This is a genomic window from Oxalicibacterium sp. (assembly GCF_035565035.1).
Lineage (GTDB): Bacteria > Pseudomonadota > Gammaproteobacteria > Burkholderiales > Burkholderiaceae_D > Oxalicibacterium.
In genome coordinates, this window is sequence record NZ_DATMTD010000042.1 from 12,251 (window position 1) to 38,047 (window position 25,797).

Below are 25,797 nucleotides of genomic sequence, written 5' to 3' on the forward strand. Positions count from 1 at the left end.
CAGCCGGAGAGAGCCGCCCCGAAATTTCGATACGCCGGTATCAGCTCTGCTGTGCATGGCTGTGCAGCCAGTCGTGCAGCACATCGGACGCCAGCGGTCTGGAGAACAGATAGCCCTGGCCAACGGCACAACCAAGTTGAGACAGAATTTCCGCCTGACGCTCGTCTTCGACGCCTTCTGCGATGACATCCAGTTCCAGATTGCGACCGAGCTGGATGATGGCTTCTGCGATGCTGCTGCCGCGCGCCGATTCGGTGATTTCCGTGACGAACGCGCGATCGATTTTCAGGCGGTCGACATTCAGTTTCTGCAGATGGCTGAGCGACGAAAAACCGGTACCGAAATCGTCGATCGCAATGCTGATGCCGGTTGCGGTGATCTGTTCCAGCAGCTTGATCAGCGCTTCGGGTTCCTCCATCGCCATCGATTCGGTAATCTCGAGTTCGATGCAGTGTGGCGGTGCTCCCGTTTCGCTTAAGGTCTTGCGCAACATCGCGAGGAAGTGCGGATGACGGAACTGCACCTGCGATACATTGACCGACATCATGAAGTCGGTAAAGCCGCCTTGATGGATGCGAACCACTTCCAGGCAAGCCTGGCGCAGCGCCCATTCGCCGAGTTCGATGATCAGGCCGGAATATTCGGCAATCGGAATAAACCGGTTCGGCGAAATCATCGTGCCGTCTTCGTGCTGCCAGCGCAGCAACGCTTCGGCGCCGACCGGTTTTCGCGTGATCATGTCGATCTGGGGCTGGTAGACGACGAACAGGCGTTTTTCTTCAAAGGCGGCGCGCAGCGCATGCATCATGTTGACGCGTTCGCGGATGTCGATGCCCATGCTTTGGGAAAAATAGAAATGGCCGGTGCGCTGCTGCAGCTTCGCGCGCTTCAACGCGATATGGGCATTCTTCAACGCCTCGACGCCGCGGCCTTCGTGCTCGGACAGCCGAACCAGGCCGACCGTGGCCGACAGTTGTACATCCTGCCCATCAATACTGAATGGCTTTTCGAATTGCGCGAGTACGGTATCGGGATTGACCTGATTGTCGTCGCCCAACACCCCGAACGTGTCGCCGCTGACACGCGCAACGATCAGCCGATCGCCAAGACGGGACTGCAAACGCGTTGCGACGGAAAGCAGCAGCAGATCGCCGAACTGGTGGCCGAGCGTGTCGTTCGTTTCCGCAAAGTGGTCGATGTCGATCAGCGCCAGCGTGGTTGGAGAAACAAGTGGAGCATTTGTGCGTGTTGTGACCAGCGTTTCGTCGATGATTTCTTTCAAGCGCGTGCGGTTCGGCAGCTTGGTCAGCGAATCATAGAATGCGGAATTGTGCAGCCGGCTGACCAGCATGATATTGGCGAGACCGACCGAAATATTGCTGCAGAAAACTTCAAGCAGGCGAATTTCGATTTCATTTAGCGGGCGGTCAGTCCTCACAAAGGCAGCGAAGCTGCGCGATGCGTCGCCGGTGAAATGCAGGGCGGCAAAATCGCGGCCGTAGATATTGCGACGTTCATTCAGCGCACGCGACAGGGCATTGCCGATACGCGCATCGTCGAACGACGAGACTGGGTGATTGACGACATCCTGATATGCGCCGTTAGCGGCAACAACGAATAATTCGGTCTGCTGGTTATGCAGCGTCTCTTGCACGCAGAGCAGGCCGTCGTCCGGCATGCCAAGCAGGCTGCCGATGCGCTGAATGACGCTGGAAGCAAAGTCTTCCAGCGTGGTCAGCGCCATCAGCTCGGTGCTGGCACGCAGAATCTTGTCCAGTCCGCTGCTGCTGGCATTGATCGTGCAGATCTGTTCGTACGAACGGATTGCTGCCGTCACGACCGTGAACAGCTTGATGCGAGTCAGTTCGGATTTGGTCTTGTAGTCGTTGATGTCGAATTGCTGGATCGCATCGATCTCCGGCGCATAGCCGGGTTGGCCGGTGCGCAGGATGATGCGCACTTCCGCACGATGCAATACATCGCGAATGTAATGGACGAGCTGCAGACCTTCGTCCTGCTGCTCCATGACAACATCCAGCAGAATCACCGCGACGTGCGGTTCTGCGGCAAGAATTTCTCTTGCCTGCTGTGCAGAATAGGCATGCAAAAATGCCAGCGGTCGATTTTGTATTTCAACGTTGCTGAGGGCGAAAGTCGTTGCCGAATGCACGTCTGCATCATCGTCGATGATCATGACCTGCCAGACATCGTCTTTCATCCCTGACTTGCCGTCGCCGGATGCGCGCACCGTTTCTTCCAGAAATACAAGGTCATCCTCGCTATGGCTGACCGACTTGCTCATGGGTGCCTTCTCCGAGATTTTTTTGGGGTTTCCCGTTTGGAAACCGTATATTGCACACCGATTCGGCATCAGGCAATGCTTTTTCTTGAAGCAATTGTGAACAAATTGTCTTCCTTGCACTGGTAGAATGGCTGCTTCATTTGGCTCTTTTTTACCGATTATGTCCGGCAACACTTTAGGCACCTTGTTCACTGTTACAACTTTTGGCGAATCGCACGGGCCCGCAATCGGTTGTGTAATCGACGGCTGTCCGCCCGGCATGGTGTTGTCAGAAGCAGACATTCAGCCTGAACTGGATCGTCGCAAACCGGGCACGTCACGACACGTAACCCAGCGCCAGGAGTCGGATACGGTTGAGATCCTGTCTGGCGTCTACGAAGGCAAGACGACCGGTACGCCGATTGCATTGCTGATTCGCAACGAAGATCAGCGCAGCAAGGATTACAGCAATATCAGCGAGACCTTCCGTCCCGGCCACGCCGACTATACGTACTGGCACAAATACGGCATCCGCGATCCACGCGGTGGAGGTCGTTCGTCGGCACGCCTGACGGCACCTGTCGTCGGTGCAGCGGCAATCGCGAAAAAATGGCTGAAGGAACAGTACGGCACGACGTTCAAGGGCTGCATGAGCCAGCTGGGTGAAATTTCGATCCCGTTCCAGAGCTGGGATTACGTCAGAGAGAATCCTTTCTTTGCCGCCAACGCAGACATGATTCCCGAGCTGGAAACCTATATGGACGCCTTGCGTCGCGATGGCGATTCATGTGGCGCACGCATCGACGTGGTGGCAGAGAATGTGCCGATCGGTCTGGGCGAACCGATCTACGACAAGCTCGATGCCGAAATCGCCTACGCGCTCATGGGCATCAATGCGGTGAAGGGCGTCGAGATCGGCGCAGGCTTTAAATCGGTCGCGCAAAAAGGTACCGAACACGGCGACGAACTGACGCCGGACGGATTTGCCAGCAACAACGCGGGCGGCGTTCTGGGCGGTATTTCGACCGGACAGGACATCACTGCATCGATTGCGATCAAGCCGACTTCCAGTATTCGTACGGGGCGTCAATCGATCGACAAGGCAGGAAATCCGATTACGGTTGAAACGCTGGGCCGTCATGATCCGTGTGTCGGCATCCGTGCCACGCCGATTGCCGAGGCGATGCTGGCATTGGTCCTGATGGATCACGCCTTGCGACATCGTGCGCAATGCGGCGATGTTTCTGTTTCCACTCCGAAGATTCCGGCCACGCGCTGAGCAGCTTGATGCCGACGGAAGCACCTGGCTTTCGTTTCTTTTTTGAGGTGCCAAAATGAAACTGCTTCGCTCACGTTCACTTTTCTCTTTCTTCCTGATCGCAGGCGCGGTGCTGGTATCCGCTTGCGAAACCGTCCACACAACGCAAGGTGGCGTGGTTGGTGTCGATCGTCAGCAGAGAATGCTGGTGTCGTCACAGGAACTGGAGCAGACCGCTTCCAAACAATACACAACGCTGATTGCTGCAGAGAAAAAGCAGAACGAGGTGAATCGTGATCCTGCACAGGTGGCGCGGGTGCGTCGCATTACCGATCGTTTGATTGCGCAGACGCCGGTGTTTCGCCCGGATGCACGTAACTGGAAGTGGGAAGTCAACGTGCTGACTTCCGATGAAGTCAATGCCTGGTGCATGCCGGGCGGCAAGATCGCCGTTTATACAGGATTGATCGATAAATTGAAGGTGACCGACGACGAGTTGGCTGCCGTCCTCGGGCACGAAATCGCCCACGCACTGCGGGAACATGCGCGCGAACGCGTCTCCGAGCAGATGGCGTACGGCAGCGCGATATCGGTCGGTGCAGCGTTGCTGGGTATCGGCGATCTCGGTCAGCAGGGCGCACAGTATGCATACAAGGGATTGGTCGGGCTGCCGAATTCGCGTGCACATGAAACGGAAGCCGATCGCATCGGCGTCGAACTGGCTGCGCGTGCCGGCTACGATCCGCGGGCAGCCGTGACGTTGTGGCAGAAAATGGCTCGTACAGGAGGCGGCGAGCCGCTTACCTTCCTTTCCACGCATCCTTCCAGCGCAGATCGCAGCAACGATTTGACCGACTATTCGCAGCGCGTGATGCCGCTCTATCAGCAAGCCAGAAAATAGCGGTTCATTGTCTGGCTAATTGGACAACTAAACGACCGATCAGGCGATAACCATGCGATGACGCAGGGCCGCGTGTTTCCGTGGTTCCATTGCGCAGGCAAAAATCGTCCTCATCTTGTCAACAAACGCCCCGTCTCGCGTTGCTTATGACGATGCCGACCGATTCGGCAGGCGCAAATATGGCATAATCGAGAGCTTCTCATCGGCCTTTGCCGACTTGACTTATCTGCATACGAACATGGCTCAAACGCTTTACGACAAACTCTGGGAATCGCACGTGGTCGACACGGGCGATGACGGCACCACCATTTTGTACATCGATCGCCACCTGCTGCATGAGGTGACCAGCCCGCAGGCGTTTGAAGGCCTGAAACTGGCACATCGCCAGCCTTGGCGCAATGCCGCCAACCTGATGGTTGTCGATCACAACGTGCCGACCACCGATCGCGCAAACGGTATCGCCGATCCGACCTCGCGACTGCAGGTAGAAACCCTCGACAGTAATGCGAAAGAATTCCGCCTGACGTATTTCGGCATTCGCGACAAGCGTCAAGGCATCGTGCACGTGATCGGGCCTGAACAGGGCGCAACGTTGCCGGGCATGACGGTTGTTTGCGGCGATTCGCACACGTCGACACACGGTGCGTTCGGTTGTCTGGCACACGGTATCGGCACGTCCGAAGTCGAGCACGTGCTGGCAACGCAAACGCTGTTGCAGAAAAAATCCAAATCGATGCTGGTGCAGGTTGACGGCGCATTGCCGGTCGGCGTGACGGCAAAAGATATCGTGCTGGCCATCATCGGCAAGATCGGCACCGCAGGCGGTACCGGCTACGCGATCGAATTTGCCGGTTCGGCAATCCGTTCGCTGTCGATGGAAGGACGCATGACCATCTGCAACATGGCGATCGAAGGCGGTGCGCGCGCCGGCATGGTGGCTGTGGATGACACCACGATCAATTACGTCAAGGGACGTCCGTTCTCGCCAGTCGGTCCGCACTGGGATCGCGCGGTCGAATACTGGCGCACGCTGCATTCCGATGCCGGTGCCAGGTTCGACATGGTCGTGACGCTGAATGCCGCCGAGATCAAGCCGCAAGTGACCTGGGGCACATCGCCGGAAATGGTGGTGCCGGTCGATGGTCGTGTGCCTGATCCGGACAAGGAAAAAGATCCAGTCAAGCGTGATGGCATGGAAAAGGCGCTGGTCTACATGGGCCTGAAACCGAACACGCCGATCGAGGATATTCGCATCGACAAGGTCTTCATCGGTTCCTGCACCAACTCGCGTATCGAGGATTTGCGTGCGGCTGCGTCGGTTGTGCGCGGCAAGCATCGCGCGTCCAACGTCAAGCTGGCGATGGTGGTACCGGGTTCCGGTCTCGTGAAAGAACAGGCTGAGCGCGAAGGCCTCGACAAGATTTTCAAGGACGCCGGTTTTGAATGGCGTGAACCTGGCTGCTCGATGTGTCTGGCCATGAATGCCGATCGTCTGGAACCGGGCGAGCGTTGCGCATCGACGTCCAACCGCAATTTCGAAGGCCGTCAGGGTGCGGGCGGACGCACGCATCTGGTCAGTCCGGCAATGGCTGCGGCTGCCGGTATCGAAGGTCACTTTGTCGATGTTCGTTCGCTGTAATCACCTGAAACCAAAATAGAGAGGATAAAAATGAAAAAGATCGCCGCATTGTTGATTGCTTCCGTTTGGCTGCTCGCCGGTTGCAACACGGTTCACGGTTTCGGCAAGGATGTCGAACACGTTGGTGACAAGATTCAAGGCAAGTAAGCCGTTGCCTGATGGGTTGCCTGTCATAGCTAATAGGGCAGGCAACCGTTCTCGCGTCGACAGCATGTCGACGCAGTCGTAACAAATTCAGGTGCAATGCAAGTAGTTGCGTCGCACCGCAGGTCGAAGTTGAACAGCATGGAAAAATTTACTCTTCTTGATGGTTTGGTGGCGCCGCTGGATCGCGCCAACGTCGATACCGACGCAATCATTCCGAAACAATTTCTGAAGTCGATCAAGCGTACCGGCTTCGGCCCGAACCTGTTCGACGAATGGCGCTATCTCGATCTGGGCGAACCGGGCAAGGACAATTCGCGTCGTCCGCTCAATCCGGATTTCGTGCTGAACGAGCCGCGTTATCAAGGTGCGTCGATTCTGCTGACGCGCAAGAACTTCGGTTGCGGCTCGTCGCGTGAACACGCTCCGTGGGCGCTGAGTCAATACGGTTTTCGCGCGATCATCGCGCCGAGCTTTGCCGACATTTTCTTCAACAACTGTTACAAGAACGGGCTGTTGCCAGTGGTGTTGACCGAGTCGCAAGTCGATCACCTGTTTGACGAAGTCAAGGCCTTTCCCGGCTACAAACTGGTCATTGACCTGGAAAAACAACTGGTCAGCACGTCCAGCGGCAGTGCAAGCTATCCGTTCGAAATCGATGCGTTCCGTAAATACTGTTTGTTGAACGGCTTCGACGACATCGGTCTGACGCTGCAGCAGGCCGACAAGATTCGCGCGTACGAAGAACGCCATCTCGCCGCGCAACCGTGGCTGACCAACACGATTTAACCCATTTCCATCTTTACGAAGCTATCCAATGAAAATCGCAATTCTGCCGGGCGACGGCATCGGTCCCGAAATCATGAACCAGGCTGTCAAGGTGATGAATGCCCTTGGCGAAAAGTTTGAAACCGAAACCGTGCCGGTTGGCGGCGCAGCTTATGCAGCCAGCGGTCATCCGTTGCCTGAATCAACGCTGAAGGTTGCGAAGGAAGCGGACGCGATTCTGTTCGGTGCAGTCGGCGATTTCAAATACGACACGCTGGAGCGCTCGTTGCGTCCCGAGCAGGCAATTCTCGGCTTGCGCAAGCACCTCGGCCTGTTCGCCAACTTCCGTCCTGCGATCCTGTATCCAGAACTGGCTGGCGCATCGTCGCTGAAGCCTGAAATCGTGTCCGGTCTGGACATCATGATCGTGCGCGAATTGACCGGCGACATCTACTTCGGCCAGCCACGTGGTGTGCGTGCTGCACCGGACGGTCCGTTCAAGGGCGAGCGCGAAGGTTTCGACACCATGCGTTACACCGAACCTGAAATCCGTCGCATCGCGCATGTGGCATTCCAGGCTGCGCAAAAACGCGGCAAGCGTCTGACCAGCGTCGACAAGGCCAACGTGCTGGAAACGTTCCAGTTCTGGCGCGACATCGTGACCGACGTCCACAAGGAATACAAGGACGTCGAACTGGATCACATGTACGTCGACAACGCCGCAATGCAACTGGTGCGCGCACCGAAGAAATTCGACGTGGTCGTGACCGGCAACATGTTCGGCGATATTCTGTCGGATGCCGCGGCCATGTTGACCGGCTCGATCGGCATGCTGCCGTCGGCTTCGCTGGATGCGAACAACAAGGGTCTGTATGAGCCGTCGCACGGTTCCGCGCCGGACATCGCCGGGCAGGACATTGCCAATCCACTGGCGCAGATCCTGTCGCTGGCAATGATGCTGCGCTACTCGCTGAACAAGGTCGAGCAGGCCGATCGCGTCGAAGCAGCGGTCAAGTCGGTATTGAAACAAGGTCTGCGTACGGTCGACATTTACGAACCGGGCACGACCAAAGTCAGCACCACGCAGATGGGCGACGCTGTCTTGAAAGCATTGGCTTAATTAAACAAGTTAAGCGCTTGCAGCAAGAGACTCACCGCGCAGATCATTCACGAATGACTGTGCGGCTTGATTAAAAGGGCATTCGCGCATTTGCCCGTACGAAGGAAATGATGATGAAACTAGTTGGCTTGGTTGGTTGGCGCGGTATGGTGGGCTCGGTCCTGATGCAACGCATGCAGGAAGAGAAGGACTTCGACCACATTGAACCTGTGTTTTTCACCACATCGAACAAGGGCGGCAAGGCTCCGGCCATGGCGAAGAACGAAACCACGCTGCAAGACGCCAACGATATCGACGCGCTGAAAAAGTGCGACATCATCATTACCTGCCAAGGCGGCGACTACACGACCGAAGTGTTCCCGAAACTGCGTGCTGCCGGCTGGAACGGTTACTGGATCGATGCAGCGTCGACGCTGCGCATGAAGGACGACGCAGTCATCATTCTCGATCCGGTCAATCTGAACGTGATCAAGGATGCGATGTCGCGCGGCGTGAAGAATTACATTGGCGGCAATTGCACCAACTCTATTCTGCTGATGGGTGTCGGCGGTCTGTTCCATAAAGGCTTGGTGGAATGGGTCAGTTCGATGACGTATCAGGCGGCTTCCGGCGGTGGCGCGAATCACATGCGTGAATTGTTGTCCGGCATGGGCGTGGTGCACGGTGCCGTTGCCGACGAGTTGGCAACGCCTTCGTCCGCCATTCTGGATATCGATCGCAAGGTCGCGCAGGCGATCCGCCAGGACGTGCCGACCGAATTTTTTGGCGCGCCACTGGCTGGCGGCTTGATCCCGTGGATCGATGCGCAGCTCGACAACGGTCAGTCGAAAGAAGAGTGGAAAGGCCAGGCTGAGGTCAACAAGATCCTCGGCAATGAGCAACCGATTCCGGTCGACGGCTTGTGCGTGCGTATCGGCGCAATGCGCTGCCACAGCCTGGCGCTGACGATCAAACTGAAAAAAGACGTGCCGCTGAACGAGATCGAATCGATCATCCGTGAAGGTAATCAATGGGTCAAATGGGTACCGAACGAGCGCGCGATCACCGTCAAGGAGTTGACGCCGGCCGCGATCACCGGCGGTCTGGAAATCGGCGTCGGCCGTGTCCGCAAATTGAACCAAGGACCGGAATACATCTCCGCCTTCGTCATTGGTGACCAGTTATTGTGGGGGGCGGCCGAACCGCTGCGTCGCATGTTGCGCATTATCCTGGATAAGTAAAGCGCCGCTTTTACCGCCCCTGCGTTGTCCAGACGCAACATAAACCCGCCAAATCGGCTCGAATATCGAACGATTGGCGGGTTTTAAATTAGTTGCCAAGATGGTTGCGCTTGCACGCGTAAGTCCATGATGCTAAGGTGAAAGTCCCTAGAAAAACGATAAATAAGCGTTGCTTGCAGCCTTCCAACGTACGCCAACGGAATTTCTCCATGCCATCAAAAATGCGGTCAACTCCTCGTTCCAAGGTTTCCTCGTTTCAATTAAAAGCGCTGAGCGCGGCCGTTCTGTCGGCTGTTGTTCTTTCGAACGCTTATGCCGCTGGTCTGGGGAAACTGACGGTGCTGTCTTCGCTCGGACAGCCGCTGAAGGCAGAAATCGAACTCACATCGGTTGCAAAAGATGAAATTGGTTCGCTGGTGCCGAGATTGGCATCAGCCGACGCATTCCGTCAGGCCAATATTGATTTGAGTCCTGTTCTCTTCTCGTTGCGATTTGCTGTTGATCAACGCAATGGCAATCCGGTTGTGCGCGTTACATCGACACAACCGATCAACGAACCGTTTGTCGACATGCTGCTGGAACTGGGGGGCGGCAAGGGCAAACTGGTCCGTGAATACACGTTCCTGCTGGACCCGCCGGAAATGCGCTCGTCGCGTGCAGCTTCGCAGGTAACACCAGTCGTTATCGGCCAGGCTTCGCCGACCACATCAACCAGTCAAACCAGCCGTCCGATCGCAGCATCTTCGGAACCTGCGGCTCCTGCACCAATGCCGACACCGGCTGCAGAGCCGGCACGTGAAACCGTGCGCAGCGAACCGGCACCACAACCGCGCGCAGCGGTAAAACCTGCAGCACAGGCACCGTTATCTGCCGAAGCAGAATCGACGGACAAGGAATACGAAGTCAAGAAAGGCGATTCGCTGGCAAAGATCGCGAATCAATATCGCTCCGGCGGCGTTTCTCTCGATCAGATGCTGGTGGCGTTGTACCGCGCCAATCCGGATGCCTTCATCAACAAGAACATGAACCGCCTGCGCGCGGGTCAGATTCTATCGATCCCTGAAGCGACCTCGGCAGATGCGATCAGCAATTCGGAAGCACGCGGCGTAGTCGTCGCCCAAGCCGCAGATTTCAACAGTTATCGCAACAAACTGGCTGCACAGGTAGCCACAGCGGATGCCAAGCCTTCCGAAGAAAGCAAACAAACCGCTGGCGGAAAAATCACTACCCGGATTCAGGAAGAAGCGGGATCAGGCAGCAACGCTCAGGACAAGCTGAAGTTGTCCAAATCCGGCACGGCATCGAATACCGCAGGTGCGTCCGGTGCCAGCGAAGAAGAATTGATTGCGCGCGACAAGGCGCTGGCTGAAGCCAATGCGCGTGTGAAGGAACTGGAAAAGAACGTCAGTGACCTGCAAAAGATCCTGGAAATCAAGAACAAGGATCTGGCGGCTCAGCAGAAGCAGGTAGAAACTGCTCCTGCAGCGGTAGCAGCGGCGCCTGCGGAAACTGCTGCTCCAGCACCATCCGCCGAGAAGCCGGTAACCGAAAACGCGGCCCCTGCACCTGCCGCAACAGAACAACCGGCAGAAGCGACGGCCCCGACTGCCGCACCTGCGGAAGAAGTCAAACCTGCTCCGGCACCGGTCAAGCCGAAACGTGTGGTTCCACCACCGGCACCGGTACATCAACCGAGCTTTTTTGAAGACCTGACCGGAAATCCGATGTTCCTGCCAGGTGCTGCCGTGTTGCTGGCATTGCTGGCAGGCCTGGGAATCTACAGTTCGCGTCGTCGCAAACAGCAGCCGAAGTCGTTTGAAGACAGCATCATCACCGACTCGAGCCTGAAATCGAATTCCTTGTTCGGATCGACCGGTGGTCAGAGCGTCGACACCAACAACAGCGTGTTCAATTCGAATTTCGTGCCGTCGGCGAGCCAACTGGATACCAACGAAGTCGATCCGATTGCGGAAGCCGATGTATACGTTGCTTACGGTCGCGATGCGCAAGCGGAAGAGATCCTGAAGGAAGCGCTGCGTAATCAGCCAGATCGTCATGCGGTGCGCGTAAAACTGCTGGAAATCTATTCCAGCCGCAATGACGTGCGCTCGTTCGAAATTCTTGCGACCGAGCTGTACAGCATGACGAAGGGCGAAGGAGAGGAATGGGCGCAGGCAGCCGCCATGGGCCTGATTCTCGATCCAAGCAATCCGCTGTATGCCTCCGGAACCTTGCCGGATGATGTTGCGGCCAAGGCATCGTCGCTGACGGCATCGACGCAGCCGCTGGACGAAGGCGGACTGGACGATTTGCTGGCGACCACGCAACCGCATCCGAACACGACGCTCGAAACATCGCCGTATTTCAACAACACGACGATGTTGACGGAAGAAGCGCTGAGTCAGGAACCGATGCGCAAGCCGGAAGCCTCGGCAGCGCCGGAACAACCGAAAGATCAGAAGCCTCTGGTGGAAGATCTCGATTTCGATCTGGAAGGTTTTGATGTCGGCGAACCGGCAAAACCACAGGAGGCATCAAAAGCCGAGTTGCCGGCCGATGTTGCCGCTATCGATTTCGGTTTCCTCGACGACAAGTCTGCAGCGCCGTCGGAAAAAAATGAATTTAAGGCACCGGCGTCTGCTGCTTCACCGGAAGTTCTGGCGCCGGAAGCATTCGATCTCGAATTCCCGTCGAGCGACGCATCGTCCGCGGCAGAAGCACCGACGATCAAGCCGCAGGAATTCGACCTGTCTGATATCGCGCTGGAACTGGAGCCGGACAATGGCAATGCGTCTGCCGGTACGCCGTCCGATGCACTGCCGGCGCTGGAGGGTCTGGATGACGACAGTTTTTCCAGCAATGCAGAGATGGCGACCAAACTTGACCTCGCGATTGCCTATCAGGAAATCGGCGACAAGGAAGGTGCGCGCGAGTTGCTGGAAGAAGTTGTCAAGGGCGGCAACAGCGAACAGATTGCGAGAGCAAGCGAATTGCTGGACAAGCTTTCCTGAGATAATTAAGCAGTTGATCGACGGGCGCAATGCGATGCTTGCGCCCGTTTTCTTTTTGGCTTCGGTTCTCTACACTTCCGTCATGAACGACGATTCAAAACGCATCGTGCTCGGCGTGCAATACGATGGTGCGCCGTGGCAGGGCTGGCAAACGCAACCTCATGGTCAGACCGTCCAGGATCAACTGGAGGTCGCGTTGCATAAATTTACGGGACAGCAGGTGTCGACAATATGCGCGGGCCGGACCGATACCGGCGTGCACGCGCTGGAGCAGGTTGTGCATTTTGACATTCCGCTGGAGCGCGACATGACGTCGTGGGTGCGCGGTGTGAATGCCTTTTTGCCTGCCTCGATTGCCGTGCGCTGGGCGACTGAGGTACGTTCCGCGTTGCATCAGGAACAGGATTTTCACGCGCGTTTCAGCGCTCATGCGCGAACGTATCAGTACGTCCTGTATAACAATCCGGTGCGTTCGCCGTTGCTGGAGGGAAAAGCTGGCTGGGTATTTCGGCCGCTGGATATCGATCGCATGCGTGAAGCGGCTGTGCATCTGGTGGGGGAACATGATTTTTCGACGTTCCGTTCAGTGCAATGCCAGGCCAAATCGCCGGTGAAGATCATGCATTCAATCCATATTGAACAACGTGGTGAAATTTTCATGTTCACGCTGCATGCGAACGCCTTTCTGTATCACATGGTGCGCAACCTTATCGGTTCATTCGTCTTCGTCGGTAGCGGGGCACGTCCGCCGGGCTGGATGAAAGAATTGCTGGAAGGACGTGATCGCAAGATCGCTGCACCGACCTTCATGCCGGACGGTTTGTATCTTGCCAAAATCGATTACGATCCCAAATGGACATTGCCCCAGGCTGCGCCGCGGAATTTCCTGTGGTTGTAACAGTCTATGAAGTTTCACGAAGAACATCAGTCATGACAAACCGTACACGTATCAAGATTTGCGGTCTGACACGCGAACAAGACGTGCAGGGCGCCATTGCGGCCGGTGCGGACGCAATCGGTTTCGTGTTTTATCCGGCCAGTCCCCGTTATGTTCAGCCTGCAGCAGCGGCAAAGCTGGTGGCCGTGGTGCCCCCATTTGTCACAACCGTTGGGCTGTTCGTCAATGCTTCGCTGGAAGAAGTGCAGACGGTGCTGGCATTGGCCCCGGTTGCGTTACTGCAATTCCATGGTGATGAAACGCCGGCGCAATGTGCCTCGATTGCTGCCGCAGTGAATCGGCCCTTCGTTCGCGCCGTTCGCGTAAAACCTGAAACCGCCGCCACCGATTTGCTAGAATGCGAGTCTGAATATCGCGCCGCCAGCGCCTTGTTTTCCGGCTTGTTGCTGGACACGTTTGTCGATAGTTATGGCGGCAGCGGAAAGGTCTTCGATTGGTCTCTCATTCCAGAAAATCTCGCGCCTCGGCTCGTTTTGAGTGGTGGCTTGAACGCACAAAACGCGACTGACGCCGTGCAGCGCATTCGTCCCCATGCAGTCGACGTCAGTAGCGGCGTCGAACAGGCAAAGGGAATCAAGGATAGCGCGAAGATTCGCGCCTTTATCGCCGCGGTACGTGCAGCCGACGCTGTGCGGCCGGACTGAAAACAAAGAGAACATCATGAAAGAATTAGACGCACTCGGCACGTTTGCCGAGCGGCAGGCACTGAGCGAGGCAGCGTTGCACCAGGCTGCGCCATACAATCTGCCGGATGCCAAAGGCCATTTTGGTCAATACGGCGGCAGTTTCGTTTCCGAGACATTGAGCCACGCGCTGGCTGAACTGAAGGAAGCGTATGCGCATTACAGCAAGGACCCGTCGTTCCTTGAGGAATTTCATTACGACCTCAAGCATTTCGTCGGTCGTCCAAGCCCGATCTATCACGCAAAACGCTGGTCCGAACAAATGGGCGGCGCGCAGATCTACTTCAAGCGTGAAGACCTGAATCACACCGGTGCGCACAAGATCAACAACGTGATCGGCCAGGCTTTGCTGGCACGTCGCATGGGCAAGAAACGCATCATCGCGGAAACCGGTGCCGGTCAGCATGGCGTGGCAACGGCAACGATCTGCGCACGTTTCGGTCTTGAATGCGTGGTCTACATGGGTAGCGAAGACGTCAAGCGTCAGGCGCAGAACGTGTATCGCATGAAGCTGCTGGGCGCGACGGTGGTGCCGGTGGAATCAGGTTCGAAAACGCTGAAGGATGCGTTGAACGAAGCGATGCGCGACTGGGTGACCAACGTCGAAAATACTTTTTACATCATCGGTACCGTGGCGGGGCCGCATCCGTATCCGATGATGGTGCGCGACTTCCAGTCTGTGATTGGAACGGAATGCATTCAGCAGATGCCGGAAATGACGAGTCGCCAGCCGGATTACGTCGTCGCATGTATCGGTGGCGGTTCCAATGCGATGGGTATTTTCTATCCGTACATCGAACACAAGGGTGTGCAACTGGTCGGTGTTGAAGCAGCAGGTGAGGGACTGGAAACAGGAAAACATTCCGCTTCGCTGACGGCGGGCTCACCGGGTGTATTGCACGGCAATCGTACCTATCTGTTGCAGGATGCGAACGGCCAGATCATTGAGACGCATTCGATTTCCGCAGGTCTGGATTATCCTGGCGTCGGTCCCGAACATGCATGGCTGAAGGATTCGGCGCGTGCGCAATATGTGTCGGTCACCGATGAAGAAGCGCTGCAGGCGTTCCACGATTGCTGCCATATCGAAGGCATCATTCCTGCGCTGGAATCCAGTCATGCAATCAGCTATGCAGCCAAGCTGGCGGCCACGCTGCCGAAAGACAAGATTGTCCTCGCCAATCTGTCCGGTCGTGGCGACAAGGATATGCATACCGTCGCTCAGCGAATGGGATTGAAATTCGATTGATACAGAAAGCGTTTCGCACAAGCGGAACGCTTTTCTTTTATTCCCATCGCTGTTGATGCACGAGTTGACGCACGACGAACCATTCGCAGCATCCGCAAATAATTTACAGAAACACTCATGTCCAGAATTCAATCCACGTTTGCCGCACTGACGGCAAGCAAAAGAAAAGGTCTTGTCCCCTTCATCACGGCCGGTGACCCTGCGCCTGAATTGACGGTGCCGTTGATGCATGCACTGGTCGAAGGCGGTGCCGACATTCTCGAACTCGGGGTGCCGTTTTCGGACCCGATGGCCGAAGGTCCGGTCATCCAGCGTGCTTGCGAACGGGCGTTGAAATTCAATATCGGCATGCAGGATGTGCTGGGTTTTGTGCGCGAATTTCGCAAGACCGACAACAGCACGCCGATCGTGCTGATGGGTTATGCCAATCCGATCGAGCGGATGGGACAAACGGCATTCGTGCTGGCGGCAAAAGAGGCAGGGGTCGACGGCACCATCGTCGTCGATTATCCGCCGGAGGAATGTGAGGAATTCGCCGCCACATTGAAAGCCAACGGTATGGATTCGATCTTCCTGCTGGCGCCGACTTCTACCGAAGAACGCATTCAACAGGTGGCAAAATTCGGCAGCGGCTTCAGCTATTACGTTTCGCTCAAAGGTGTAACGGGTGCTGCCAATATCGATACGCAAGAAGTGTCGCAACGCATCGCCGCGATACGAAAGCATGTCAAATTGCCAATCGGCGTCGGTTTCGGCATTCGCGACGCGGCAACGGCGAAGGCAGTTGCGGCCGTCTCCGACGCGGTCGTGATCGGCAGCCGGATCATCCAGGAACTGGAAAATACGCCGCGCGAGAAGGCCGTGGAAGCCGTCAGGACCTTCGTTGCAGGCATTCGCACGGCGCTGGACGAATAGATGAAATTGTCGCGGCACGCGAGTAAAATGCCGCGTCTCTGTACAAACATGCAATATGTGCCGAACGACCGTGCAAACGGTACAATTCGGCAACCTGAAATTTTGAAAGGTCTGCGATGAGCTGGCTAGAAAAACTGCTTCCCCCGCGTATCCAACGTTCCGATACCGCACAACGCAAATCGGTGCCGGAAGGCCTGTGGGTCAAATGCCCGTCCTGCGAATCGGTGCTGTATCGCACTGATCTGGAGTCGAATATCCACGTTTGCCCCAAATGCTCGCATCACATGCGTATCCGTGCACGCGATCGCCTGGATGCGCTGCTGGATGCCGGCGGCCGTTACGATATCGGCCAGGAAGTCCTGCCGGTCGATACGCTCAAATTCAAGGACAGCAAGAAATATCCGGATCGCCTGAAATCGGCACTGGAAGCAACCGGTGAAACCGATGCGCTTGTCGTGATGGGCGGCTCGATCATGAGTCTGCCGGTCGTTGTTTCCTGCTTCGAATTCGAGTTCATGGGCGGCTCGATGGGTTCTGTCGTCGGCGAGCGCTTTGCCCGCGGTGCACAAGTTGCGCTGGAACAGAAGGTGCCGTTCATCTGCATTACCGCGACCGGTGGCGCGCGTATGCAGGAAGGCTTGCTGTCGTTGATGCAGATGGCGAAAACCACGTCGATGCTGACCAAGCTGGCAGAAAAGAAACTGCCGTTCATTTCCGTACTAACGGATCCGACGATGGGTGGCGTGTCCGCTTCGTTCGCTTTCATGGGCGACGTCGTGATCGCGGAACCGAAGGCGCTGATTGGTTTTGCCGGTCCGCGCGTGATCGAGAACACCGTGCGCGAAAAACTGCCGGAAGGTTTCCAGCGCGCCGAATTCCTGTTGCAGAAAGGCGCTATCGACATGATCGTCGACCGTCGCAAGATGCGTGAGGAAATCGCGCGCATTCTGGCATTGCTGCAGAATCAGGCGGCAGAAGTCCTCGCCTGATCGCGTTGCAATCCGGACAAGCCCGAACCGTCACAAGGTTCGGGCTTTTTATTTGACCGAACGGCATCACATGATGCCCATGATGTTTGATTGCGCATGAATACTCTTCCGACAACGTTGAACGACTGGCTTGCCGGACTGGAAGCCATGCATCCCAAGGCCATCGACATGGGGCTGGAGCGGGTGCAGCAGGTGAAGCAGGCGATGGGGCTGGAGTTTGCCTGCCCCGTGATCATCGTCGGCGGCACCAATGGCAAGGGTTCCACCTGCGCGATGCTGGAATCGATCCTGTTGCGTGCCGGCTATCGTGTCGGCCTGTACACGTCGCCGCATCTGCTGGTGTTCAACGAACGCATGCGCGTCAATGGCCAGTCGGCGACGGATGCCGAACTGATTGACGCCTTCAACAAGATCGAACAGGCGCGCGCAGAAGTTTCGCTGTCGTATTTCGAATTCACGACGCTGGCGGCGATGCAACTGTTTGCCGATGCCGGACTGGACGCAGTGATTTTTGAAGTCGGACTGGGTGGACGTCTGGATGCCGTCAATGTGCTCGATGCCGATGTCGCCATCGTCACCAGTGTCGATATCGATCACACCGAGTATCTTGGCGATACGCGCGAAAAGATCGGTTATGAAAAGGCCGGAATTTTCCGTAACGGCAAAACCGCGATTTGCGGCGATCCGGTGCCGCCGGTATCGCTGGTGGACCATGCGGAAAAGATCGGTGCCGACTTGTGGCTGTTCAACCGCGATTTCAATTATTCAGGCGATCGGCAGCAGTGGAACTTCAGCGGACGCGGTCATCGTCGCAATGCACTGGCTTATCCGGGGCTGCGCGGCGCCAATCAGTTATTGAATGCATCGTCGGTACTGGCTGCGCTGGAGGCGTTGCGCATGCGTTTGCCGGTCGGTGCGCAGGAAGTGCGTACCGGCCTGGCACTGGTCGAACTGGCAGGGCGTTTTCAGGTGTTGCCAGGGCGTCCGCCGGTGATTCTGGATGTCGCACACAATCCGCATGCGGCGGCGACGCTTGCACAGAATCTCGACAACATGGGTTTTCATTCTTATACCTATGCCGTGTTCGGTGCGATGCAGGACAAGGATATCGACGGCATCATCGCGCATCTGAAAGACCGCGTCGATCACTGGTGCGTAACGGATCTGCCGTTGCCGCGCGCGGCGTCTGCCGGTGATATTGCAGAAAAGCTGCGACAGGCATATAGCGAACCGGATACCGAACACACCATCGAAACCTTCGTTTCGCCTGCAGACGCTTTTGCAAATGCTCTGAGCCGAGCGGGGGAGAATGATAGAATTGCGGTTTTCGGATCGTTCCTGACCGTCGCTGGCGTGATGGAATTCCGTCATACCGTGCTTCACTAACGAATTGAACACTGGATCGTATGGGCTTGTTCTCGTTTTTTCGTAAAAATCAGCAGGAATCATCAGCCGGCAAAAGCGATTTTTATTCGCAGGCCGACGAAGACATACCGACTGGTCGCGGCAAACGCAGACAGAACAAACGCGATGAACCGGTCGATCCTGTGTTGCCTGAAAAGAAACGTGCACGCCGCCGCCTGGTTGGCGCAATCGCACTGGTGCTCGCAGTCGTCATCGTCCTGCCGATGATCCTTGATTCCGAGCCCAAGCCGCTTGCAGACGACATCAATATTCAAATCCCTTCGCGCGATACGCCCTCTCCAGTCGCTGCGAAACCGGATAGTGCATCCAATACGGAAGCCAGTCTGCCGGTTGCTCCTCCCGAGGAGGAAGTAATCGAACCAGCGAAAGCGCAGACCCCGACGATCGACCCGAAAGTCGAAGCGCCGAAAGCAGAAACACCGAAACCGGAACACACGCCTGTCGCCGAACAGAACCCGCATGCCGCGACAAAACCTGACGCGTCGACATCACATAGCAAGCCTGCAGTGCAGCCGCCAGCTGTCGACAAATCGGATAAATCTGCCGAAGCAACACGTGCACGCGCAATCCTGGAAGGAAAACCGACCACCGCTGCGCCGAAAACTTCGGGCAAGGTTGCAATCCAGGTTGCAGCTTTGGCATCGCAGGATAAAGTGAATGAATTGCAGAAGAAATTGCAGGGCGCAGGGCTGAAGTCGTACACGCAGAAAGTGGCGACGGCGTCCGGCGATCGTATTCGCGTGCGTGTGGGGCCGTTTGCCAACGAGGCGGAAGCCGAGAAGGCACGCACCAAGCTGACCAAGCTGGGCCTGACAGGCAAGCTGATTCCGGCTTAGGCGTCAGGATAGTGGATAGCCCAGGCCGACAAGCAGATCGATTGTGACGATATTCGATTATCTGGTTCTGTTTGTGCTGGTCTGCTCGGTTGTCATCAGCACGTTACGCGGACTGGTAAAGGAAATTCTGTCGTTGCTGGGCTGGATTGTCGCCTTCGTGGTTGCCAATGCCTATGGCGAAACACTGGCGCAATGGCTGCCGAACGCCATTCCCGGCAATACGGCACGATTGATCGTTGCCTTTCTGGCCTTGTTCATCGGTGTTCGCATCCTGATGGGCTTGCTGACGATGGCACTGGATGCGGTAATCAAGGCGGCTGGTCTCACATTGGCCGATCGGGGATTAGGCGGGCTGTTCGGTTTTGCGCGCGGCATGGTGATTGTGCTGGCTGCGGTGCTGCTGTGCGGGATGACGGAGATTCCGCAGCAGCCATTCTGGAAAGGCGCATTATTGAGTCCGCTCGCGGAGTCTGCCGCATTGACTGCTTTGCCGTTGTTGCCAGGTGACCTGTCGCATCGCATCAGGTTTTAGCGCAGGTTCTGTCTGCATTTTTGATTTTGTTGTTTAGTTGAGGAGTCCACCATGTGTGGCGTTATCGGCGTTGTCTCTCATTCCCCCGTCAACCAATTGATCTATGACGCGCTGCTGCTGCTGCAGCACCGCGGCCAAGATGCTGCCGGTATTGCAACCGACAATGGCAATGCATTCAGCATGCACAAGGCCAACGGCTTGGTGCGCGATGTTTTCCGTACACGCAACATGCGCTCGCTGCCCGGTAATTCCGGTGTCGGCCAGGTGCGCTATCCGACTGCAGGTTCGTCCAGTGAAGACGAGGCTCAGCCGTTCTACGTCAACGCGCCGTTCGGCATCATCATGGCGCACAACGGCAACCTGACGAACTGGGAACAGTTGAAGATCGAGATGTTCAAGAACGATCGTCGTCACATCAATACGACTTCCGACTCCGAAGTATTGCTGAATGTGCTGGCGCATGAAATCCAGCAGGCAACGACCGGCTATTCGCTCGATCCGGCTGCGCTGTTCAAGGCGGTTTCGGTATTGCACAAGCGTGTACGCGGCTCGTACGCAGTGACGGCGCAGATCGCCGGTTACGGGTTGCTGGCGTTCCGCGATCCGTATGGCATTCGCCCGCTGTGCATCGGCTTCAACGAAACCGATGCCGGCACCGAATATCTGATCGCCAGCGAATCGGTTGCACTGGAGGGATTGGGTTTCCGTTTCCTGCGTGACGTGCTGCCGGGCGAAGCGATTTTCATCGACATCGACGGCAAGCTTTACAACCAGCAATGTGCAGAAAATCCTTCGCTGAATCCATGTGCGTTCGAATACGTCTACTTTGCACGCCCTGATTCGATCATCGACGGCGCTTCGGTGTACGCAACGCGCCTGAAGATGGGCGAGTATCTGGCAGAGAAGGTCAAGCGTGAAGTTTCGCTTGGCGATATCGACGTCGTCATGCCTATTCCTGATTCGTCGCGTCCTGCCGCAATGGAATTGGCACACAAGCTCAACATCGAATATCGCGAAGGTTTCATCAAGAACCGTTACATCGGCCGCACCTTCATCATGCCGGGGCAGGGAACGCGCAGGAAATCGGTGCGTCAGAAGCTCAATGCGATCGGGTCCGAGTTCAAGGGCAAGAACGTGCTGCTGGTTGACGATTCGATCGTACGCGGCACGACCAGTCGTGAGATCGTGCAGATGGCGCGCGATGCCGGCGCGAAGAAAGTGGTGTTCGCATCTGCCGCACCGCCGGTCAAATACCCGAACGTTTACGGTATCGACATGCCGACACGCGCCGAGTTGATCGCCTACGGCCGTACCGATGAAGAAGTGTGCCGCGAGATCACGGCAGATGCATTGATCTATCAGGATATCGAAGCACTGAAACGTTCGATTTCAGATGTCAATCCTGCGTTGAAGAGTCTGGAAGCATCGTGCTTCGACGGTATCTATGTCACTGGTGACATCTCGCGCGATTATCTGGACCGCATCGAATTCGCGCGTCACAATATGAAGGCGGAAGAAGCCATTCGTTCGCAACTGAATCTGAATCTCGCTCACGCCGATTGAAATCATGACGCTGTCGCATTCCATGCCTGATTGCGCGCGCGTGCAATCAGGCATTTTTTCTTGATGATCATGAACGATAAAAAATACGGTTTCACTACCACCATTCTGCACAGCGACCGTCGCAAGGCCATCGAGCACGGTTCACTGCACAAGCCGATTCATACGTCGGTGACGTTCGGTTATGACGATGCACGTGAACTCGCGACCGTCTTTCAGGGGCGGCAGCCAGGCTATCGTTACGGTCGTCAGGGGAATCCGACCGTTGCGGCGCTGGAGGACAAGATCAACCGCATGGAAGAAGGCCTGTCGACAATCTGTTTTGCAACCGGCATGGCTGCCATCGGTGCAGTAACGCAGGCTTTGCTGCGCAAAGGCGATCATGTGGTGTCGTCATCCTTCCTGTTCGGCAATACGAACAGCCTGTGGCAGACGGTGGCTACCCAGGGTATCGATGTGTCGATGGTCGATGCGACCGATGTCGCCAATGTCGAGGCAGCACTGACGCCGGCAACTCGGCTTGTATTCGTCGAAACCATCGCCAATCCGCGCACCCAGGTGGCCGATCTGGCGCGCATCGGCAAGCTGTGCGCGGAACGCGGCATTCTCTACATCGTTGATAACACGATGACCTCGCCGTATCTGTTCCGCCCGAAGACGGTGGGCGCCGGTCTCGTGATCAATTCGTTGACCAAATCGATCGGCGGCCATGGGAACGCGCTGGGCGGGGCATTGACGGATACAGGACTTTACGACTGGGTGCGCTTTCCCAATATTCTGGAGACCTACAAACGCAACCCGTCAGCGCAGCAATGGGGCATGACACAGATTCGTGCAAAGGCACTGCGAGACTTTGGCGCGTCGCTTGGGCCTGAAGCTGCACATCACCTTGCTGTCGGTTCCGAGACAATGGCGCTGCGGATGGAGCGCGAATGTGCGAATGCATTGGCCATCACGCAGATGCTGGAGGCTGACGAACGTGTTGCCGCAGTATATTACCCGGGATTGAAGTCGCATCCGCAGCACCGGATTTCCAGCGAACTGTTCCGTGCTTACGGCAGCCTGTTCAGTTTTGAATTGAAGGACGGCATTGATTGCTTCGATTATCTGAATCGCCTGAAACTCGGCGTTTCAGCCAGCAATCTGGGCGATACGCGCACGCTGGTGATTCCTGTATCGCACACGATTTTCTACGAGATGGGGCCGGAGCGTCGTGCCAGCATGGGCATTGCGGAATCGCTGATTCGCGTGTCGGTCGGTATCGAGGATACCGTCGATCTGGTGGAGGATTTCCGGCAGGCGCTGGACGCCTGACCGATCCGGATCGTTTATTTGAAAAGTTGCTGCGCGTCGAGTGCGTCGCGCAGCTTGGTGCTTTGTTTCGGCACGAAATTCTGCAGACGTTGCAGCAAGGCCGGCGCAGTCGTTGCGTGCAACATCAGTTCCGCCTGTTCCGGCTTGACGAATCCATGTCTGACCTGCGCTTGCAGGAAGGCGATCAGGCCGTCATAGAAACCATCCACATTCAATACACCGATCGGTTTCTGGTGAAAGCCAAGTTGCGACCAGGTCAGTATTTCGAATAGTTCTTCCAGTGTGCCGATGCCGCCGGGCATGGCAACAAATCCTTCTGCCAGTTCCGCCATCAATGCCTTGCGTTCGTGCATGTTCTGCACGATATGCAAATGTGTCAGTCCGGTATGACCGACTTCCTTGTCCATCAAGGCTTGCGGAATCACGCCCGTCGCTTTTCCACCCAGCTTCAGGATTTCATCGGCGATAACGCCCATCAAGCCGACCTTGCCGCCACCATAGACCAGTTCGATATTGTTTTCGACCATTTCGCTTGCCATTGCACGCGCAGCTTCTGCGTAGACAGGTTGATTGCCGAAGGAGGAGCCGCAATAAACGCAAATGGATTTCATGTTGAGCGGGGAGATGAATTAACAGGAACGAGGAGAATCGACAAAGAGTTCCGCGTGATCGCCAAGAGGTCGATTACGTTTTCGGTAACTGGATGACCTTGGTGCCAACCATGCGATCATGCAGAAACTGTCTGCTTGGATGCAGGCGTGCCGACAAGGCCCAGGCGGCGACATTCGCCGCGACGATGGCGACGGACATCCATGCGTGAGCATCAAGCGCCCATGCAATTGCAAAGCCCGGAACGAACCAGAGCCAGGCAAGGAAATAGCGTGCAACGGCGCGCTTGAACGGGACGCTGTAGCCATCGACCGTCACCAGACGCATGCGCCATGTTTTCATCGGCAGGGTTTGCCCGCTGTGCGTCCAGAACCAGACAAAGTATGCCCCGATCACGAAGAACAACCAGTATTGCAATTCATGACGCAGATAGATTGCGCTGCGCTGCTGGAAAATCATTCCGAACAGCAGGGCAGCAATGGCGACCACGCCGAACAACAACACGCCCTCATACAGCATGGTGGTCAGGCGGCGTTTGATGGTGGGCGTCGTGGGCTTGCTGGAAGAAATCTCTGGACTGACTGCTTGCATTCGTCGCTACCGGTTCAGGGCGTGGAAGGCGACGATTGTACAGGGGCTGCTGGTGGTTGTGGAACAGGCGTCGGCGTGGCAACAGATGCCGGCGCCTGAGTCACAGGTTTGTGTTCTGCAGGTTTGGTGACGCGCCGAGGCGGGTTGACGATTGATTTCTTCGGCTGTGCGCTGGCTGCCAGTTCTTTTTTCTTTTCTTCGGGCAGTTGCTGATACTGCTCCCACTGCCGGGATTCATGGTTCGGATGGAGCTTCTTGAAGCGCGTGTAGTTTTCGCGTGCAATGCGACGTTGTTCAGGTGACAGGCGAACCCATTCCTGCATCCGTTTCTGCATCCGCTCCTGATCGGCGGGGGACATCGTCGCATAACGGTCTGCCAGTTCCAGCCACTTTTTCTTGCGGAAGCTGTCGAGCGAATTCCAGTCGCCGGCCAGTGGTGCAAGCGCAGCGCGCTGCGACGGCGTGAGGCGGTTCCAGTCAGTCGATTTCACAGCTGGCCTTGGTGCCGCGGACTTGATCACGGGCGCATGTTGAACGACCGGCGCAGGAGTTTGGGCAGATTCGGGACCATGAACCGATGCAGCTGCGGGCGCAGGAACCGCAGCCTGCGCAGCTCCGGCCAGCCCAAAGGCCAGCAGAAGTGCGGTAACGCCTTCGAAATGGCGAATCCGGAACGATGTGGCAAGCGCCTTCATGCTATTCCTCATCGGAATTGGCAAGGAAAGCATCGAAGCCGTGGTCAAGATAGGCGGACAGTGGCAGGTCATCCGTTAACACTTCAGCATCGATTGTTGCTGCTTCAATAATTTGCTGATGCTTTTCATATTGATACAGACCCATCAAGCCAAAAACAAGCGCAGCCAGCGGAAGGGCAACGCCCATCCGGCCCAGCCACGAAAATACCGTGTCGGACGCGAAGGGCGAATGCATTGTGTTGCGATCACCCACGGCGACAAAACGCGGTGCGACAACAACCTGTTCGGATTCCGGCTTCTTGCGTGATAGGGCAATATTGCGCGCAGATGAAAGACGTTCACTGGTATTTTTCGGTAAATTGGTGGCGCTTTCATCCAGCGCATGCCGCAATTTATAAGCGAGATTCAGATCTTTCGTTTTCATAGATAAATTCCTTTGGCTCTCAAGGCGGTGGCCAAGGCGTGTGTAGCTCGAGAACAATGTGTCTTTACGCTTCCCTCGGAACATCCCATGACGGCAGCCGTTTCCGACACATTCAGGTCCTGCCAATAACGCATCAGGAACGCTTCGCGTTGACGGGACGGAAGGTTTTGTATTTCCTGTTCGATAATGCCAAGCACCTGCTGACGTTCCAGTTTGCTTTGGCCCGACTCGGCGCCATAGCTGCCGGGTTCGGCCTCGATGACATCCATAGCATCGAAATTTTCCTGTTCGTCCTGCTTCCCGATAAAGCTGGAAAACAGGCTGATCCAGGAGCTGCGCACTTTTTCACGCCTGAAATAGTCGCGTATCGTGTTCTGCAATATCCGCTGGAATAGCATCGGCAATTCCGCCGCCGGCTTGTCGCCGTATTTTTCGGCGAGCTTGATCATGGCATCCTGAACGATATCCAGCGCCGATTCTTCCTTGCGTACCGCATAGACCGCCTGCTTGAATGCGCGGCGTTCGACGTCTTCGAGGAAATTGGAGAGTTCTTTGTCTGTTGCCATTGGATGCAGCGTTTTGAGGCGCTGCCAGGGATGTTGCACAATGATCGCGTTGAATCTGCGATCACATTTTCAAAACTGCTGCATGCTAGCAAAAAAGCCTCATTTGCGC

The 25,797-nt window shown here is 56.3% G+C and carries 24 protein-coding genes; 18 read left to right on the forward strand and 6 right to left on the reverse strand.

All coding sequences use genetic code 11. From position 1 onward, the window contains the following. Positions 1–40: 40 nt before the first annotated feature. The gene (locus tag VN114_RS04045) at positions 41–2,302 is read right to left on the reverse strand and encodes a GGDEF/EAL domain-containing response regulator (RefSeq protein ID WP_325512245.1); all 2,262 of its coding nucleotides are present in this window, start codon (positions 2,300–2,302) and stop codon (positions 41–43) included. A gap of 160 nt (positions 2,303–2,462) precedes the next feature. Between VN114_RS04045 and aroC the strand changes: the two genes are divergently transcribed. The 18 genes from aroC (at position 2,463) to VN114_RS04135 (ending at position 22,803) form a co-directional block, all read left to right on the forward strand. Further along, positions 2,463–3,560, forward strand: coding sequence for a chorismate synthase (gene aroC / locus VN114_RS04050; protein ID WP_325512247.1), 1,098 nt, complete (start codon positions 2,463–2,465; stop codon positions 3,558–3,560). Positions 3,561–3,615: 55 nt separating this feature from the next. Further along, a complete protein-coding gene (locus VN114_RS04055) occupies positions 3,616–4,440 on the forward strand; it encodes a M48 family metallopeptidase (RefSeq protein ID WP_325512249.1) in 825 nt (274 codons plus the stop codon). A 238-nt stretch (positions 4,441–4,678) separates the two neighbouring features. After that, the gene (gene leuC, locus VN114_RS04060) at positions 4,679–6,079 is read left to right on the forward strand and encodes a 3-isopropylmalate dehydratase large subunit (RefSeq protein WP_325512251.1); all 1,401 of its coding nucleotides are present in this window, start codon (positions 4,679–4,681) and stop codon (positions 6,077–6,079) included. Between the two features lie 30 nt (positions 6,080–6,109). Continuing rightward, positions 6,110–6,226, forward strand: coding sequence for an entericidin A/B family lipoprotein (locus VN114_RS04065; protein ID WP_325512253.1), 117 nt, complete (start codon positions 6,110–6,112; stop codon positions 6,224–6,226). Between the two features lie 138 nt (positions 6,227–6,364). Beyond that, entirely contained in the window at positions 6,365–7,012 is a 648-nt protein-coding gene (leuD, locus tag VN114_RS04070) for a 3-isopropylmalate dehydratase small subunit (RefSeq protein ID WP_325512255.1), read from the forward strand. A 28-nt stretch (positions 7,013–7,040) separates the two neighbouring features. Then, entirely contained in the window at positions 7,041–8,111 is a 1,071-nt protein-coding gene (gene leuB / locus VN114_RS04075) for a 3-isopropylmalate dehydrogenase (RefSeq protein WP_325512257.1), read from the forward strand. 107 nt (positions 8,112–8,218) lie between these two features. Continuing rightward, positions 8,219–9,331 (forward strand): aspartate-semialdehyde dehydrogenase, encoded by a 1,113-nt coding sequence (gene asd, locus VN114_RS04080; RefSeq protein ID WP_414694189.1) that lies wholly within the window; start codon positions 8,219–8,221, stop codon positions 9,329–9,331. A 221-nt stretch (positions 9,332–9,552) separates the two neighbouring features. Beyond that, positions 9,553–12,342, forward strand: a complete 2,790-nt coding sequence (locus tag VN114_RS04085) for a FimV/HubP family polar landmark protein (protein ID WP_325512261.1) — start codon at positions 9,553–9,555, stop codon at positions 12,340–12,342. Between the two features lie 82 nt (positions 12,343–12,424). Further along, a complete protein-coding gene (truA, locus tag VN114_RS04090) occupies positions 12,425–13,240 on the forward strand; it encodes a tRNA pseudouridine(38-40) synthase TruA (RefSeq protein WP_325512263.1) in 816 nt (271 codons plus the stop codon). Beyond that, positions 13,195–13,944 (forward strand): phosphoribosylanthranilate isomerase, encoded by a 750-nt coding sequence (locus tag VN114_RS04095; protein WP_325512265.1) that lies wholly within the window; start codon positions 13,195–13,197, stop codon positions 13,942–13,944. The genes truA and VN114_RS04095 overlap by 46 nt, the downstream gene beginning before the upstream one ends. Positions 13,945–13,960: 16 nt before the next feature. Continuing rightward, positions 13,961–15,232 carry a tryptophan synthase subunit beta gene (gene trpB / locus VN114_RS04100; protein ID WP_325512267.1) on the forward strand — a complete coding sequence of 424 codons (1,272 nt, stop codon included), beginning with the start codon at positions 13,961–13,963 and terminating at the stop codon, positions 15,230–15,232. 117 nt (positions 15,233–15,349) lie between these two features. Further along, the gene (trpA, locus tag VN114_RS04105; protein WP_325512269.1) at positions 15,350–16,147 is read left to right on the forward strand and encodes a tryptophan synthase subunit alpha; all 798 of its coding nucleotides are present in this window, start codon (positions 15,350–15,352) and stop codon (positions 16,145–16,147) included. 116 nt (positions 16,148–16,263) lie between these two features. Continuing rightward, on the forward strand, positions 16,264–17,136 hold the full coding sequence (gene accD / locus VN114_RS04110; RefSeq protein WP_325512270.1) for an acetyl-CoA carboxylase, carboxyltransferase subunit beta: 873 nt from the start codon (positions 16,264–16,266) through the stop codon (positions 17,134–17,136). Positions 17,137–17,232: 96 nt separating this feature from the next. Continuing rightward, positions 17,233–18,522: a bifunctional tetrahydrofolate synthase/dihydrofolate synthase gene (folC, locus tag VN114_RS04115; RefSeq protein WP_325512272.1), complete on the forward strand. Its 1,290-nt coding sequence runs from the start codon at positions 17,233–17,235 to the stop codon at positions 18,520–18,522. Between the two features lie 20 nt (positions 18,523–18,542). Then, on the forward strand, positions 18,543–19,397 hold the full coding sequence (locus VN114_RS04120) for an SPOR domain-containing protein (protein ID WP_325512274.1): 855 nt from the start codon (positions 18,543–18,545) through the stop codon (positions 19,395–19,397). 43 nt (positions 19,398–19,440) lie between these two features. Continuing rightward, positions 19,441–19,929, forward strand: a complete 489-nt coding sequence (locus VN114_RS04125; protein ID WP_325512276.1) for a CvpA family protein — start codon at positions 19,441–19,443, stop codon at positions 19,927–19,929. Positions 19,930–19,980: 51 nt separating this feature from the next. Then, positions 19,981–21,492, forward strand: a complete 1,512-nt coding sequence (purF, locus tag VN114_RS04130; protein WP_325512278.1) for an amidophosphoribosyltransferase — start codon at positions 19,981–19,983, stop codon at positions 21,490–21,492. A gap of 69 nt (positions 21,493–21,561) precedes the next feature. Beyond that, entirely contained in the window at positions 21,562–22,803 is a 1,242-nt protein-coding gene (locus tag VN114_RS04135; RefSeq protein ID WP_325512280.1) for a cystathionine gamma-synthase family protein, read from the forward strand. A 14-nt stretch (positions 22,804–22,817) separates the two neighbouring features. Here VN114_RS04135 and VN114_RS04140 read toward each other — a convergent pair whose 3' ends face one another. The 5 genes from VN114_RS04140 to VN114_RS04160 form a co-directional block, all read right to left on the reverse strand. After that, positions 22,818–23,414: a TIGR00730 family Rossman fold protein gene (locus VN114_RS04140; RefSeq protein WP_325512282.1), complete on the reverse strand. Its 597-nt coding sequence runs from the start codon at positions 23,412–23,414 to the stop codon at positions 22,818–22,820. A 73-nt stretch (positions 23,415–23,487) separates the two neighbouring features. Continuing rightward, positions 23,488–24,003, reverse strand: coding sequence for an RDD family protein (locus VN114_RS04145; protein WP_325512284.1), 516 nt, complete (start codon positions 24,001–24,003; stop codon positions 23,488–23,490). A 14-nt stretch (positions 24,004–24,017) separates the two neighbouring features. Then, positions 24,018–24,698, reverse strand: coding sequence for a DUF3106 domain-containing protein (locus tag VN114_RS04150; protein WP_325512286.1), 681 nt, complete (start codon positions 24,696–24,698; stop codon positions 24,018–24,020). A 1-nt stretch (position 24,699) separates the two neighbouring features. Next, the gene (locus tag VN114_RS04155; RefSeq protein ID WP_325512288.1) at positions 24,700–25,122 is read right to left on the reverse strand and encodes a DUF3619 family protein; all 423 of its coding nucleotides are present in this window, start codon (positions 25,120–25,122) and stop codon (positions 24,700–24,702) included. Continuing rightward, complete coding sequence (locus tag VN114_RS04160) at positions 25,119–25,688, reverse strand: RNA polymerase sigma factor (RefSeq protein ID WP_325512290.1); 570 nt, start codon at positions 25,686–25,688, stop codon at positions 25,119–25,121. The genes VN114_RS04155 and VN114_RS04160 overlap by 4 nt, the downstream gene beginning before the upstream one ends. Positions 25,689–25,797 lie beyond the last annotated feature (109 nt).

Bases quoted from the DNA above. Each gene is read 5' to 3' on its own strand.
- trpA (WP_325512269.1), top strand. From the start codon at position 15,350: ATGTCCAGAATTCAATCCACGTTTGCCGCACTGACGGCAAGCAAAAGA.
- trpB (WP_325512267.1), top strand. From the start codon at position 13,961: ATGAAAGAATTAGACGCACTCGGCACGTTTGCCGAGCGGCAGGCACTG.
- folC (WP_325512272.1), top strand. From the start codon at position 17,233: ATGAATACTCTTCCGACAACGTTGAACGACTGGCTTGCCGGACTGGAA.
- VN114_RS04160 (WP_325512290.1), bottom strand. From the start codon at position 25,688: ATGGCAACAGACAAAGAACTCTCCAATTTCCTCGAAGACGTCGAACGC.
- VN114_RS04045 (WP_325512245.1), bottom strand. From the start codon at position 2,302: ATGAGCAAGTCGGTCAGCCATAGCGAGGATGACCTTGTATTTCTGGAA.
- VN114_RS04085 (WP_325512261.1), top strand. From the start codon at position 9,553: ATGCGGTCAACTCCTCGTTCCAAGGTTTCCTCGTTTCAATTAAAAGCG.
- truA (WP_325512263.1), top strand. From the start codon at position 12,425: ATGAACGACGATTCAAAACGCATCGTGCTCGGCGTGCAATACGATGGT.
- purF (WP_325512278.1), top strand. From the start codon at position 19,981: ATGTGTGGCGTTATCGGCGTTGTCTCTCATTCCCCCGTCAACCAATTG.
- leuB (WP_325512257.1), top strand. From the start codon at position 7,041: ATGAAAATCGCAATTCTGCCGGGCGACGGCATCGGTCCCGAAATCATG.
- VN114_RS04155 (WP_325512288.1), bottom strand. From the start codon at position 25,122: ATGAAAACGAAAGATCTGAATCTCGCTTATAAATTGCGGCATGCGCTG.
- VN114_RS04095 (WP_325512265.1), top strand. From the start codon at position 13,195: ATGGACATTGCCCCAGGCTGCGCCGCGGAATTTCCTGTGGTTGTAACA.
- leuD (WP_325512255.1), top strand. From the start codon at position 6,365: ATGGAAAAATTTACTCTTCTTGATGGTTTGGTGGCGCCGCTGGATCGC.
- accD (WP_325512270.1), top strand. From the start codon at position 16,264: ATGAGCTGGCTAGAAAAACTGCTTCCCCCGCGTATCCAACGTTCCGAT.
- aroC (WP_325512247.1), top strand. From the start codon at position 2,463: ATGTCCGGCAACACTTTAGGCACCTTGTTCACTGTTACAACTTTTGGC.
- VN114_RS04120 (WP_325512274.1), top strand. From the start codon at position 18,543: ATGGGCTTGTTCTCGTTTTTTCGTAAAAATCAGCAGGAATCATCAGCC.
- VN114_RS04065 (WP_325512253.1), top strand. From the start codon at position 6,110: ATGAAAAAGATCGCCGCATTGTTGATTGCTTCCGTTTGGCTGCTCGCC.
- VN114_RS04150 (WP_325512286.1), bottom strand. From the start codon at position 24,698: ATGAAGGCGCTTGCCACATCGTTCCGGATTCGCCATTTCGAAGGCGTT.
- VN114_RS04055 (WP_325512249.1), top strand. From the start codon at position 3,616: ATGAAACTGCTTCGCTCACGTTCACTTTTCTCTTTCTTCCTGATCGCA.
- VN114_RS04145 (WP_325512284.1), bottom strand. From the start codon at position 24,003: ATGCAAGCAGTCAGTCCAGAGATTTCTTCCAGCAAGCCCACGACGCCC.
- asd (WP_414694189.1), top strand. From the start codon at position 8,219: ATGATGATGAAACTAGTTGGCTTGGTTGGTTGGCGCGGTATGGTGGGC.
- VN114_RS04140 (WP_325512282.1), bottom strand. From the start codon at position 23,414: ATGAAATCCATTTGCGTTTATTGCGGCTCCTCCTTCGGCAATCAACCT.
- leuC (WP_325512251.1), top strand. From the start codon at position 4,679: ATGGCTCAAACGCTTTACGACAAACTCTGGGAATCGCACGTGGTCGAC.
- VN114_RS04135 (WP_325512280.1), top strand. From the start codon at position 21,562: ATGAACGATAAAAAATACGGTTTCACTACCACCATTCTGCACAGCGAC.